The organism is Clostridium perfringens (genome assembly GCF_016027375.1).
Taxonomy (GTDB): domain Bacteria; phylum Bacillota; class Clostridia; order Clostridiales; family Clostridiaceae; genus Sarcina; species Sarcina perfringens.
This window is the reverse complement of sequence record NZ_CP065681.1, coordinates 3,228,393-3,241,566: the sequence shown is the minus strand read 5'-3', so window position 1 is coordinate 3,241,566 and position 13,174 is coordinate 3,228,393. Positions and strand designations below refer to the sequence as shown.

Genomic DNA, 13,174 nt, shown 5'->3' with positions numbered 1-13,174 from the left:
AGATACAGCCTTTTATAGTTAGGAGGGAAAACATTATGGGAGAATTTAAAATACAATCAAAATTTAAACCTACAGGGGATCAGCCTAAAGCAATAGATACTTTAGTTCAGTCTATTGAAAATGGTAATAGAGGGCAAACTCTTTTGGGAGTTACAGGCTCAGGAAAAACATTCACTATGGCAAATATCATAGAAAGAACTCAAAAACCAACCCTTATTTTAGCTCATAATAAGACATTGGCAGCTCAACTTTGTGCTGAATTTAAGGAATTCTTTCCAGATAATATAGTAGAATATTTTGTTTCATATTATGATTACTATCAACCAGAGGCTTATGTACCTCAAACAGATACTTTTATAGAGAAGGATGCATCTATTAATGACGAGATTGATAAACTTCGTCACTCAGCTACTTCTGCACTTTTAGAGAGAAGAGATGTAATAATAGTTGCTTCAGTTTCTTGTATATATGGACTTGGTAATCCAGAAGAGTATAAAAAGCTTACAATATCTTTAAGACCAGGTATGATTAAGGATAGGGATGAAGTTATTAAGAAACTTATAGAAATACAATATGAAAGAAATGACATAGATTTTGCTAGAGGAACATTTAGAGTAAGAGGAGATAATTTAGATATAATTCCTTCATCTTCCTCTTCTAAGGGTATTAGAATTGAATTTTTTGGAGATGAAATAGATAGAATAAGAGAGTTTGATGTTCTTACAGGAAATATAATTGGGGAAAGACAACATGTTAGTATAACTCCAGCATCTCACTTTGCTGCCTCTGAGGAAACCTTAGAAAAATCAATAAGGGTAATAGAAGATGAACTTGAAGATAGATTAAAAGTTCTTACAGCTGAGGATAAAATATTAGAGGCACAAAGGTTAAAGCAGAGAACAAATTATGATATAGAAATGATTAGAGAAATGGGATATTGTCAAGGAATAGAGAACTATTCAAGAATATTAGATGGAAGAATGCCAGGAACTCCACCTCAAACTTTACTTGATTATTTCCCAGAGGATTTCTTAATGTTTATAGATGAAAGCCATGTTACACTACCTCAAGTTAGGGCAATGTATGCTGGGGATAGATCTAGAAAGACATCTTTAGTTGAGTTTGGATTTAGACTACCTTGTGCATTTGATAATAGACCTCTTAAATTTAGTGAATTTGAAAGCAAAATAAATCAAGTAGTCTTTGTAAGTGCTACACCAGGAGAATATGAACTAGATCATTCTGAGATTGTGGCGGAACAAATAATAAGACCTACAGGACTTTTAGATCCTGTAATTGAAATAAGACCTATACAGGGACAAATTGATGATCTTTATGGTGAGATTCAAAGAACTGTACAAAGAGGATTTAGAGTTCTTATAACAACTCTTACAAAGAGAATGGCTGAGGATTTAACTAAGTATTTAAAAGACTTAAATGTTAAAGCTACATACATGCATTCAGATATAGATACCTTAGAAAGAATGAAGATAATAAGAGAACTTAGACTTGGAGAGGTTGATGTATTAATAGGTATAAATCTCTTAAGGGAAGGTTTAGATATACCTGAGGTAGCTTTAGTTGCAATATTAGATGCTGATAAAGAAGGATTCTTAAGATCTGAAACTTCATTAATACAAACCATAGGTAGAGCGGCTAGAAACTCAGAAAGTAAAGTAATAATGTATGCAGATAATATTACAAAATCTATGGATAAGTCTATTAAGGAAACTGAAAGAAGAAGAGTTATTCAGATGGAGTATAATGAGGAACATAATATTACTCCTACTACTGTAATAAAAGGAGTTAGGGATATAATTGAAGCTACTAAGGTTTCAGAAGAAAAAGAAAATTATGAAAGTGAAGTTAAAAAGGCAGCTAAGAAAGATATTCCTATAGAAAAACTTATAGAGCAATATGAGGAAGAAATGAAGGAAGCGGCTAAAAATCTTCAATTTGAAAGAGCTGCTGAACTTAGAGATATAATAAAGGATTTAAAAGAAAACTCTAAATAAATATTTTTAGCTTTGTTTACATAATTGTGTTTATTAAAGTAATTATTGTATTGAAAAGAGTTTTACAAATTAAAATTAGATGTTAAAATGAATAATAGATTATAAAAATAAATACAAAAAGAGATAAATATTATAATGTAAATAAAAAATAAGTATATAATTAAATGGAATATTAGAGTTAATTATATATATATGATAGTTTTTAATTTTATAAGAAAATCTAAAAGAGCTAAAAGAATGTATTTAAGTTTTAGGAGGAATATATGGCTGTTAAAGTAATTACAGATAGCACTAGTTGCATACCAAAAGATTTAGCAGAAAAGTACGGAGTAGAGATAGTATCTTTAAGCGTTATAATGAATGGAGAAAGTTATAAGGAAGTTGATATAGATAGTGAAGCTTTTTATGATGAATTAGCTAAATGTGATAAACTTCCAACCTCATCTCAACCACCAATGGATGAGTTTTATAATGCTTTTGAAAAATTTGCTAAGGATGGTCATGATATAGTTGCAGCGTTTATATCATCTAAATTAAGTGGAACATACACAACATCACATATAATAAAAGATATGATTTTAGAAAAATATCCTGATGTTAAGATTGATCTTATAGACTCTCAAACTTCAGTAATGGCACTTGGAATTGGTGTGTTAGAAGGAGCAAAGGCTGCTCAAGAAGGAAAAGACTTTGATGAGGTTTCAAAAATAGTTAGAAATACTATAGAAGAATCAGAGATAATATTTGTTCCAGGTACTTTAGATAACCTTAAAAAAGGCGGTAGGATAGGTGGAGCTGCAGCTTTATTTGGAAAAATGCTTAAAATAAATCCAATTCTAACAGTTAAAGAGGGCGCTGTTGTTGTGATGGATAAAGTTAGGACTAAAAAGAGAGCAATAGATAAGATTGTAGAAGTTGTTAAACAGGATTTAAAGGAAAAGGGAATAAAGCAAGCAGTTGTATGTCATATATTAGCTGAGGATGAAGCTAAAGATTTAGCTAAAAGACTTAAAGAAGAATTAGATTTAGACTCTATGATTGGTGAAATAAGTGCAGTTATAGGTGTACATGTAGGAGTTAAGAGTGTAGGTATAGCTTATGCTAGAGAATCTTAATTAAATATAATTTAAAAAGAAGCTTGATAAACTTATATAAGTTTATCAAGCTTCTTTTTATTATTTCACATAAATAGAGGATAGATTTATGTGAAATTTTTATCTAAATATAAACTAAAATTAAAGACTTTATTAAGCATTAAGGTTTTTGTGGTTAAAATTGTATCTGAAACTATAATATGTATATATATTGTGTTAAAATAATGTTACTAAAAGGTTAAGGAGGATTGGAATATTGATTAGTTTAAAAGGGGTTAATAAGGAATACACACAAGGAGTAAAAGCTGTAGATAATTTAAATCTAGAAATTAAAGATGGTGAGATATTTGGTATATTAGGACCAAATGGAGCTGGAAAGACTACTACAATAAGTATGATCACAGGAATAACAGAGCCTACTATGGGAGAAATAAAAATAAATAATATTGATATAAGTAAAAATCCTGTAGAAGCTAAAATGCAATTTGGATATGTTCCTGATAGTCCAGATATGTTTTTAAGATATAAAGGAATAGAGTATCTTAATTTTATGGGAGACGTTTATAATGTTAGCGAGTCAGATAGAGAAGAAAGGATTAAAGACTTAGCTAAAAGGTTTGAAATGACTAATGCCTTGGGAGATAAAATTCAAAGTTATTCTCATGGAATGAGACAAAAAATAATAATAATGGGTGTTTTAATTCATAAGCCTAGTATTTGGATATTAGATGAACCTTTAACTGGATTAGATCCAAAATCCTCATATATATTAAAAGAGATGATGAGAGAGCATGCAAGTGAAGGAAATACTGTATTATTTTCTACACATGTCTTAGAAGTCGCAGAAAAGTTATGTGATAGGGTAGGCATAATAAAAAAAGGGAAACTTATTTTTGTAGGTACATTAGAAGAGTTAAAAGAAGAATTTAAGGGTGATGAATCACTAGAAAAAATGTTCTTGGAGATTACTGAAAATGAATAGAATTAAATTATTATTGAAATATTTTATAGGAAACTCTTTTAATAATGCTTCTAGTAACATAAAATCTAGAAATCTAGCTATAGTTATGTATATCTTAATAATAATAGGAATATCTACACCTATAGCTAATATGATAGATTCTATGTACCCTAACTTTGCTAGTATTGGACAAGAAGGATATCTTCTTTCAATTATATTTTTAATTGGATCACTAACTTTATTGGTTTTAGGAGTTTATGATATTTTAGATTCATTTTTCTTTTCACAGGATATAGAACCCTTAATGCCATTACCATTTAAAAGTGGTGAAATAATGATAGGGAAATTCATAACATGTTTAGTGGATATGTATATTTATTTAAGCATTACAATAATTCCCTTAATCTCTTTTGGATTAAATGCTAAGATAGGATTTTCTTATTTTCTTATGATTATTCCGGTTTATTTATTCGCTCCAATTATAATAGTAATATTTTGTATATTAATAACTATGATTTTAATGAGTTTCATAAATGTATCTAAATATCAAAATACTTTTAAAATAATATTTGGTACATTAGGAATAGTCTTAATTTTAGGAGTGTACTCTTTAAATTCAACAGGATTAAATTCAGAGAATGTTTCAGTGGCACTAAGAAATAAAACAGCATTGGTAGACTTAACTAATAAAATATTCATAACTACTACCTTTAGTGTAAAAGCATTACTTTATAGTAATTCTCTAAAGGGATTATTAAACTTAGGTCTTTTAATTGGTATATCAATAGTAGCTTTAATAATTGCATATTTCTTAGGAAAATCAATGTATAACAAGATACTAAGTAGAAATTTAAATGTATATAGCGAGAGAAAGAATATACTAGAAAATAATAAGAATAAGGTTGTTGTAAGGAGTTCAGTAAGAAAAGCAATGGTATTAAGAGAGCTTAGAACAATATTAAGAGACCCCAGTAACTTTATAAACTGTGTTGTTATGATTGTTTATATGCCTATATTTATATTTATTTTCTTTATTAAAGGAAATATTTTAGTAAATGATACTCAATTAGCAAAGGATACAATAATAATGGCGGCTACTTTTATAGTTACAGCATTAACCATATCAGGTAACTCAGTTGCATCAACAGCCTTAAGTAGAGAAGGAAAAGAAATACTTATATCAAAATACATTCCAGTAGATTATAAGGTACAGATTCAATCTAAGCTTATAGTTTCTTTCATAGTAAATGGATTAGCACTTATATTGGGAATAGCTATATTAATTTATTTAAAGGCATCACCATTGGTTATCGTAATGAGTTTATTAGTACAAATGGGAACAATAGCTACAATATCTTTGGTGGGAATGATTCTAGATTATTTATCACCTAAGTTAGAATGGACAGATACAAAGAATTTATATAGTAAAAATTTTAAGCCATTATTAGTAATGTTAATTTGCTTAGTAATAGGAGGGTTTAATATAGGTTTAATTGTTACCAAAAGCCCATTAATAGTATTTTTAATAGACATGAGTATTTTGCTAATAGTAAGCTTAGTTTTATATAAAATTCTTATGAAAAAAGGATTAGAGGTTTATAAAAGGTTATAATAATTTATAAAAACGTAACCTTTTTATAAATAATAAAATAAGAATATTTGATATTATTTTAGTAAAGAACAAATTAAAATTACAAAATTTTAATTTGTTCTTTTTAAATATATAGACAATTTAAGATATATGCAAATATCATTGGATATTCATAATGAGTTAAAGTGAATATTTAAATGAAGTATAGGAAAAATTAAAATTATAAGGAGGGAGAGAATGAAAAAAATTTTAAAAGTAGTAGAAGTTATATTACTAAGTTTAATAATTATAATGGGAGCTTTAGCTTATTATTTTAGAGGACAAATAGGTTTTTATATAAACATAGGAAAAGAGTATTTAGAGTTTAAGGAAAATCCACCTAGTATTGAGGATTTAAAGAACATTAAAATGAGTGAGGATATGGATTTTAAGGATGTAGTTTATAAAGATACTAATGGCAAAGCTCAGACTTTAGATATTTATGGACCAGAAAAGAAATTAAGACATGGATCACCAGTAATTCTTTATGTTCATGGAGGAAGTTGGGTTTATGGGAACAAAGAAATACCAGATCTTATAGCACCTCTTTTAGATTCTTTTAGGAAAGAAGGATATACCATAATAAGTGTAGGGTATGAACTTGCTACTGATAAGGTTGATTTTAAGAAACAAGCTTCAGATGTTAAGGATGCCATAAGATGGGTTTATAAAAACAAAGAAACTTATGGATTCAACACTGATGAGATAGGAGTTATAGGGGCTTCTGCTGGGGCACATTTATCCTTGTTAGCCACATATAGTGGGGAAGATGAATTTGTTGATGATAAGGAACTTTCTAACTATCCATCAAAGGTTAAATATGTTGTAGATTTCTTTGGACCAACTGAACTTAGTGCCTTAGACATGACTATGGCTTCATGGGATTTAAATAATTCAATAGAGAAAACTGAAAAGCAATTAAGAGGGGAAGAAAGTATAACAGAATACATGGATAAATATAGTCCAATAAATTATGTTAAGCCTAACTTACCAAAGACTTTAATAGTTCATGGACGTCAAGATAAGTTGGTTCCATACAGTAATTCAATGAACTTATATAATAAGAGCAAGGATATGGGTAACGATATTCAAATACTTACCTTAGAAAATAGTGGCCATGATTTTTCTCAAGTTGATGTAAATGAAGTATTTGAACTTGGGTTTAAAGTTTTAAACTTTATACTTTTTAATACTAAGTTTTAATAGAAAGCTAAATTTTTATATATTTTAATAACTACTTATCATATAAGTTTTTTAAAATTAAAGTTTATAAATTATATCATAATTGGTTAAAATTTCACTTTTATTGTAAAAGAAGATATAATAAAACCATCAAATTTTTTTAGGGTAAGGAGTTTTATATGGATAAGAGGTTGTTAAAAGTATTAAAGCATGACTATGCAGTAGAAATGGATAAAAAGAGAAACCTAAAAGCTATAAGAACACTATATGATATGAACGAAAAAGAAGAATACCATATAGATGAACAAACATGGAATGATTTAGATTTAGATAAGGTTTATTCAAAATTAGATAGAAATTATAGTAGTTTAGGAGAAGCTTCCCTTTATTCAATGCTTAGAAATCCACTAAATGATGAAAAAAAGTTAAATAAGAGAAGAGAAGAAATAGAGTACTTTAAAGAAAACGAAGAAGTAAGATTTAAGATTATGTGGATATTTTTTGAGTTAGGAAGAGATAAAAAGAATAGCTTGTTAGATATGATTAATGAAAAGCTAATAGAATCTAATAAGTTTAAATATTATTTTTATACAATTACAGGAAAGATATTGCCTTTAATATTAATACTTACTGCAATCTTTGTAAGCGTAAGTGCAATGCTTGGCTTAATGGCTGTAACCTTCCTTAATATTTATATAAATAGTAAGGAAAGAGACCGTATTAAGGCTAATGGGCTTATGTATTTAAGAAGAGTAATAAAGGCATCTAAGCAGATAGTTAAAATTAATGATAAAAATTTAGATGATTTTAATATAAAGATAAGAGAAAACTTAAAAGATTTAAAATCAATAGATAGAAATACTATAATGATTAGCTTTATTAATATGTGGGGTGGAGTATTTGAATTTATATCTGTATTATTTTTACTAGAAGAAACTGCATATTATAAAATTGCTGATTCAATAGAGAAAAATAAAGATTCAATTTTAAGCCTTTATAAAACATTAGGTGAAATGGAAGCAATAATATCTATTGGAAGTTATGAAGAAGAAAAAAAGGATAAGATAACTAGACCTAAATTCATAAGAGAAATAACATTAGAAATAAAAAATGGAATACACCCAATTATAGAAAATCCAGTAGCTAACTCCATAAACATGAGTAAGAGAGGAATTGTTCTTACTGGAACTAATATGTCAGGTAAATCAACTTTCTTAAGGATGTTAGGAGTAAATATGCTTTTTGCTCAAGCCTTTAATTTTGTTTTAGCAGAAAAATATGAGGGGCCAATATTTAATATAGTTACTTCAATTAGTCCAAATGATGATTTAAGTGTTGGTAAAAGTTTTTACATGGCCGAAGCAGAATCAATTTTAAGAATAATAAGAGCTTTAGATAAGGAGTTACCAGTATTTTGTGCAATTGATGAGATTTTTAGAGGGACAAATCCAATAGAGAGAATATCAGCTTCAGCAGAAATTCTTACTTATATCAATAATAAAAATAGTATTTCTATAGTTGCTACTCATGATAGAGAATTAGTTGACATATTAAAAGAAAGTTATGAGTTTTATTATTTTAGTGAAAATGTTGATAGCAAGAATGGATTAAGCTTTGATTATAAGCTAAAAAGAGGAGTATCTAAAACTAGAAATGCTATAAAATTACTAGAATATATAGGTTATCCAAAAGATATAATAAACAAGTCATATAGAAGATCAGAAAAGCTAGAAGGCTTTATTTAGAAAGGATTGTTAGGATGTTTAAACCAGTTAAAAACATGAAAGTTTATGAGCAGGTTGTTGATCAAATAAAAGAAATGGTTAGAGTAGGACAGATAAAAAAAGGAGATAAGCTTCCTACAGAGAGAGTTATGGCAGAAGAGCTTCAAGTAAGTAGAACTTCTATAAGAGAAGCCATGAGAGCTTTAGAGGTTGTAGGATTAATAGAAAGTAGACAGGGAGCAGGTAATTATATAAGGGAAGAGTTTGATGATGTATTATTAGAACCGCTTTCAATAGTATTTATGCTTCAAAATGGAACAAATAAATATATATTTGAATTAAGAGAAGTTTTAGAATTGTCTACTATATTTTTATCTGTAATGAGAATATCTGATGAAGAATTAAAAAAGCTTGGTGAACTTGTGGAGAGGTTTAAGACATCTAGGGATGAAGAAGAGAATGTTAAAATTGATAGCGAATTTCACAGCATAATTGTTAAAGGTGCAAATAATGTACTTATAACTAATTTGTTAGAAGGGGTATCTGAGTTAGTTGATAAGTTTATAAGTGAAGGAAGAAGAGCTATTTTAAGTGATGAGAGAAATAGAGGAAAGCTATTAGATTTTCATGAAAAAATATATTTAGCTATAAAAAATAGAGATGCTTATTCTGCATATAAACATATGCAAGAGCATTTCCAATTAATAAAGGAAAATATTTAGTAATAGAAACTTTATCTAAAATTAAAGTGAATTTTAACCTATTATAAGCCTATATAATAACTGTAAAAATTGACTAAAATATCTAAAAGGTATAAGGTTAAATTAGGGTATAAAAAGAGACTTTTAGTAATAAATATCAATATAGCATATTAAATAATATGCTATATTTTATAAAAGAAAATTGGTCATACCAAAATTTTTTATGGTATAAAGTTATTATGAGGGGTGAAAGAATTGAATACGTATCTTATGTTTTTTCTTGCTCTTATACCTATAATAATTCTAATTATAGGTTTAGGAGTTCTTAAAATTCCAGCTCATAAAATATGTCCCATAGCTTTAATAATTACCATTTTACTTTCCATATTTATTTGGAAAATGCCTACTATAGACTCCTTAACAGCAGCCTTAGAAGGTATTGCCCTAGGAATATGGCCAATAATGATAGTTATTATAGCGGCAGTATTTACTTATAACTTAGTAGTTCACACAAAGGCCATGGAAGTAATCAAATCAATGTTAATAAGTGTTAGTGATGACAAAAGAATTTTGGTTCTTATACTAGCATGGGGATTTGGCGGCTTTTTAGAAGCTGTGGCAGGCTTTGGAACAGCCGTTGCTATTCCAGTTGGAATAATGGCAGCCTTAGGATTTAATCCTTTTTTTGCCTCTGTTATATGCTTAGTGGCTAATACAACTCCCACAGCCTTTGGAGCAATTGGTCTTCCTGTTATAACCTTAGCTAATGTATCAGGAATTCCTATAGAATCCTTAAGTTATTATGTAGTACTACAATTATTTCTCTTTGTGGTATTAATCCCATTTGCATTGGTAGCTTTAACTGAAAAAAGTTTAAAGGGGATAAAAGGAGTCTTTGGTATAACTTTAGCCTCTGGCCTTTCCTTTGGCATAGTTCAAGTCCTTGTAGCAAAATTTTTAGGACCTGAATTACCAGCAGTTTTAGGATCAATAGTTTCTTTATTAGTTACAATTTTTATAGCAAAAAAATTCTATAAACATAATGAAGAAACAAAAAGAGAAGAAAAGTTTGAATTAAAAAGTGTCTTAGTAGCCTTTTCACCATTTATATTAATATTAGTCATAATAATAGGAATTAGTCCTTTATTTCCAGGCTTATATAATAAATTAAGCGAAGTAAGGACATCAGTTAATATATATACTGGTGTTGGAGCTAAACCATATACTTTTGTATGGTTAACAACTCCTGGAATATTAATATTAATAGCTTCATTTATTGGAGGGTTTATACAAAAAGCCTCTTTTAGAGAAATGGTAGAAATTTTATTGAAGACGATTAAACAAATGAGTAAATCTACCATAACCATACTTGCAATAATAGCTCTAGCTAAGGTCATGGGTTATAGTGGAATGGTTGCATCTATAGCAACAGTATTAGTTATGATAACAGGTTCATTTTATGCTTTTATAGCACCTTTTATTGGAGCTTTAGGAACCTTTGTAACAGGAAGTGATACATCCGCCAATGTATTATTTGGTTCTCTTCAAGCTGAGGCGGCAAATTCTTTAGGAATAAGCCCAGCATGGCTAGGGGCAGCAAATACTTGTGGGGCAACTGCAGGTAAAATGATATCTCCTCAAAGCATAGCTGTGGCCACTGCGGCAACAGGACTAGCTGGTAAAGAAGGAAAGATATTAAATTCAACATTAAAAGTATGTATAGTATATGTAATCTTATTAGGTTTAATAAGCTATTTAGGAAGCCTAATTTTTGTGTAATTTCTGAAAACGTTTATTGATGTTTGTTAATTAAAGTCTCAATTATTAAAGTAGTAAAATTAAAGGATTTATAAAGGGAATGGAGTGATTTTTATGAAGATTATGGTTTGTATTAAACAGGTTCCAGGAACTTCAAAGGTTGAGGTTGATGAAAAAACAGGGGTTTTAAAGAGAGATGGAGTAGATTCTAAAATGAACCCTTATGATTTATATGCTTTAGAAACTGCATTGAGGATAAAAGAAAAGAAAGGTGGAAATATAAAGGTTATAAGTATGGGGCCACCACAAGCTAAGGCAGTAATAAAAGAGGCTTATTCTATGGGAGCTGATGAAGGAACCTTAGTTTCAGATAGAAAGTTTGCTGGGGCTGATGTTTTAGCAACTTCATATACATTATCACAAGGAGTTAAAAAATGTGGAGATTTTGATATTATTCTTTGTGGAAAACAAACTACAGATGGAGATACAGCACAGGTTGGACCTGAAATGGCTGAATATTTAGGAATTCCTCATGTTGCTAATGTTAGAAGAATATTAGATGTTAATGATGATTTTATTAAAGTTGAAATGGATATGCCTAATACAATAGAGGTACTAGAAGTAAAATATCCTTGTCTTTTAACTGTAGATAAAGATATTTTTCAACCTAGATTACCTTCCTATAAAAAGAAACTTGAAACAGATGAAAGAGAAATAAATGTAATATCTTTAAATGATTTTGAAGATAAAGATGAGAAAAAATATGGTTTAAATGGGTCACCAACTCAAGTTGAAAGAATATTTCCACCAAGCAATAATGATGACCATGAAATTTGGACAGGAGATTCATCTGAATTAAGGGAAAGAATGGAAGATAAATTAAGAGAGCTTAAGTTTATATAGGGGGTAAGAGTTATGGGAAGATTAGTTGTTCATCAAGATAAAATAGAGGATGCAAATAGTGTAATAAAAATTTGTCCCTTTGGAGCTATGGAAATAGTTAATGGGAAAGTTGAAATAAATGCAAGTTGTAGAATGTGTAAGGTATGTGTTAGAAAAGGACCTAAAGGAGCCTTTGAGTTTGTTGAAGATGAGAATAAGGTCTTAGTAAATAAGGATGAATGGAAAGGTATAGCCGTTTATGTTGACCATGTAAATGGAGAAATTCATCCAGTTACCTTAGAACTAATAGGAAAAGCTAGAGAATTAGCTGATAAGGTTAATCAAAAAGTTTATTGTTTATTTATGGGGAATGGAATAAAAGATAAGGCTGGAGAGCTTTTACATTATGGAGTAGACGAAGTTATTGTATATGATTATAAAGAGCTTGAAAACTTTAGAATTGAGCCATATACAGCTGTCTTTTATGACTTTATAAACAAGATTAAACCTTGTTCAATTTTAGTAGGAGCCACTACATTAGGTAGATCATTAGCCCCAAGAGTAGCCGCTAGATGTAGAACAGGGCTTACAGCAGATTGTACTATACTTGATATAAAAGAAAATACAGATTTAGTTCAAATAAGACCAGCCTTTGGTGGTAATATTATGGCGCAAATAGTAACTCCAAATTCAAGACCTCAAATGGCAACTGTTAGATATAAAGTTATGTCTGCTCCTGAAAGAAATGAGGAATGTACTGGAGAAATTAAGTACTTTGAAATAGAAAAGGACAAATTAAAATCAGATATAGAAGTTAAAGAAATTAAACAAAAACCTAAAGAACACAGTATATCAGATGCTGAGGTAATAGTAGTAGCTGGTAGAGGAGTTAAATCAGAAAAAGATTTAGAAATCATAAAAGAGCTTGCTGATCTATTAGGTGGAGAGCTTGCAGTTACAAGACCTCTTATAGAAAATGGATGGGCTGATGCTAATAGACAAGTTGGATTAAGCGGAAGAACAGTAAGACCAAAACTTATAATAACTTGTGGAGTTTCTGGAGCTATTCAATTTGTAGCAGGAATGAACAATGCAGATTATATATTTGCCATAAATAAAGATGAAAAAGCACCTATATTCAAGGTTGCTCACTATGGAATAGTTGGTGATATTTATGAAATTGTTCCTAAACTTATTGAAAAAATAAAAGGGGAAGGGGTGCTTTAA

10 protein-coding genes are annotated in these 13,174 nt (G+C 29.1%); all 10 read left to right on the top strand.

The window, feature by feature from the left end; translation table 11 throughout:
* The first annotated feature begins 35 nt into the window (after window positions 1-35).
* The 10 genes from uvrB (at window position 36) to I6G60_RS14900 (ending at window position 13,174) form a co-directional block, all read left to right on the top strand.
* Window positions 36-2,015, top strand: coding sequence for an excinuclease ABC subunit UvrB (gene uvrB / locus I6G60_RS14945; RefSeq protein WP_111744002.1), 1,980 nt, complete (start codon window positions 36-38; stop codon window positions 2,013-2,015).
* A 263-nt stretch (window positions 2,016-2,278) separates the two neighbouring features.
* A complete protein-coding gene (locus tag I6G60_RS14940; RefSeq protein WP_111744003.1) occupies window positions 2,279-3,130 on the top strand; it encodes a DegV family protein in 852 nt (283 codons plus the stop codon).
* A 235-nt stretch (window positions 3,131-3,365) separates the two neighbouring features.
* Window positions 3,366-4,091 carry an ABC transporter ATP-binding protein gene (locus I6G60_RS14935; RefSeq protein ID WP_111744004.1) on the top strand — a complete coding sequence of 242 codons (726 nt, stop codon included), beginning with the start codon at window positions 3,366-3,368 and terminating at the stop codon, window positions 4,089-4,091.
* Entirely contained in the window at window positions 4,084-5,682 is a 1,599-nt protein-coding gene (locus I6G60_RS14930; protein WP_011009726.1) for a putative ABC transporter permease subunit, read from the top strand. Before I6G60_RS14935 ends, I6G60_RS14930 begins: the two co-directional genes overlap by 8 nt.
* Before the next feature lie 216 nt (window positions 5,683-5,898).
* Complete coding sequence (locus I6G60_RS14925; RefSeq protein WP_011009727.1) at window positions 5,899-6,903, top strand: alpha/beta hydrolase; 1,005 nt, start codon at window positions 5,899-5,901, stop codon at window positions 6,901-6,903.
* 158 nt (window positions 6,904-7,061) lie between these two features.
* Window positions 7,062-8,627, top strand: a complete 1,566-nt coding sequence (locus I6G60_RS14920; RefSeq protein ID WP_011009728.1) for a MutS family DNA mismatch repair protein — start codon at window positions 7,062-7,064, stop codon at window positions 8,625-8,627.
* Window positions 8,628-8,641: 14 nt separating this feature from the next.
* Window positions 8,642-9,328: a FadR/GntR family transcriptional regulator gene (locus I6G60_RS14915; protein ID WP_197925505.1), complete on the top strand. Its 687-nt coding sequence runs from the start codon at window positions 8,642-8,644 to the stop codon at window positions 9,326-9,328.
* 234 nt (window positions 9,329-9,562) lie between these two features.
* Entirely contained in the window at window positions 9,563-11,086 is a 1,524-nt protein-coding gene (locus tag I6G60_RS14910) for an L-lactate permease (RefSeq protein ID WP_011009729.1), read from the top strand.
* Window positions 11,087-11,179: 93 nt separating this feature from the next.
* Window positions 11,180-11,968 (top strand): electron transfer flavoprotein subunit beta/FixA family protein, encoded by a 789-nt coding sequence (locus I6G60_RS14905; protein WP_197925503.1) that lies wholly within the window; start codon window positions 11,180-11,182, stop codon window positions 11,966-11,968.
* A gap of 12 nt (window positions 11,969-11,980) precedes the next feature.
* Window positions 11,981-13,174 carry an electron transfer flavoprotein subunit alpha/FixB family protein gene (locus I6G60_RS14900; protein ID WP_003479049.1) on the top strand — a complete coding sequence of 398 codons (1,194 nt, stop codon included), beginning with the start codon at window positions 11,981-11,983 and terminating at the stop codon, window positions 13,172-13,174.

What these genes read in the sequence shown, in the direction of transcription:
- uvrB (WP_111744002.1), top strand. Translation starts at nt 36, where the DNA reads ATGGGAGAATTTAAAATACAATCAAAATTTAAACCTACAGGGGATCAG.
- I6G60_RS14940 (WP_111744003.1), top strand. Translation starts at nt 2,279, where the DNA reads ATGGCTGTTAAAGTAATTACAGATAGCACTAGTTGCATACCAAAAGAT.
- I6G60_RS14930 (WP_011009726.1), top strand. Translation starts at nt 4,084, where the DNA reads ATGAATAGAATTAAATTATTATTGAAATATTTTATAGGAAACTCTTTT.
- I6G60_RS14925 (WP_011009727.1), top strand. Translation starts at nt 5,899, where the DNA reads ATGAAAAAAATTTTAAAAGTAGTAGAAGTTATATTACTAAGTTTAATA.
- I6G60_RS14920 (WP_011009728.1), top strand. Translation starts at nt 7,062, where the DNA reads ATGGATAAGAGGTTGTTAAAAGTATTAAAGCATGACTATGCAGTAGAA.
- I6G60_RS14915 (WP_197925505.1), top strand. Translation starts at nt 8,642, where the DNA reads ATGTTTAAACCAGTTAAAAACATGAAAGTTTATGAGCAGGTTGTTGAT.
- I6G60_RS14905 (WP_197925503.1), top strand. Translation starts at nt 11,180, where the DNA reads ATGAAGATTATGGTTTGTATTAAACAGGTTCCAGGAACTTCAAAGGTT.
- I6G60_RS14900 (WP_003479049.1), top strand. Translation starts at nt 11,981, where the DNA reads ATGGGAAGATTAGTTGTTCATCAAGATAAAATAGAGGATGCAAATAGT.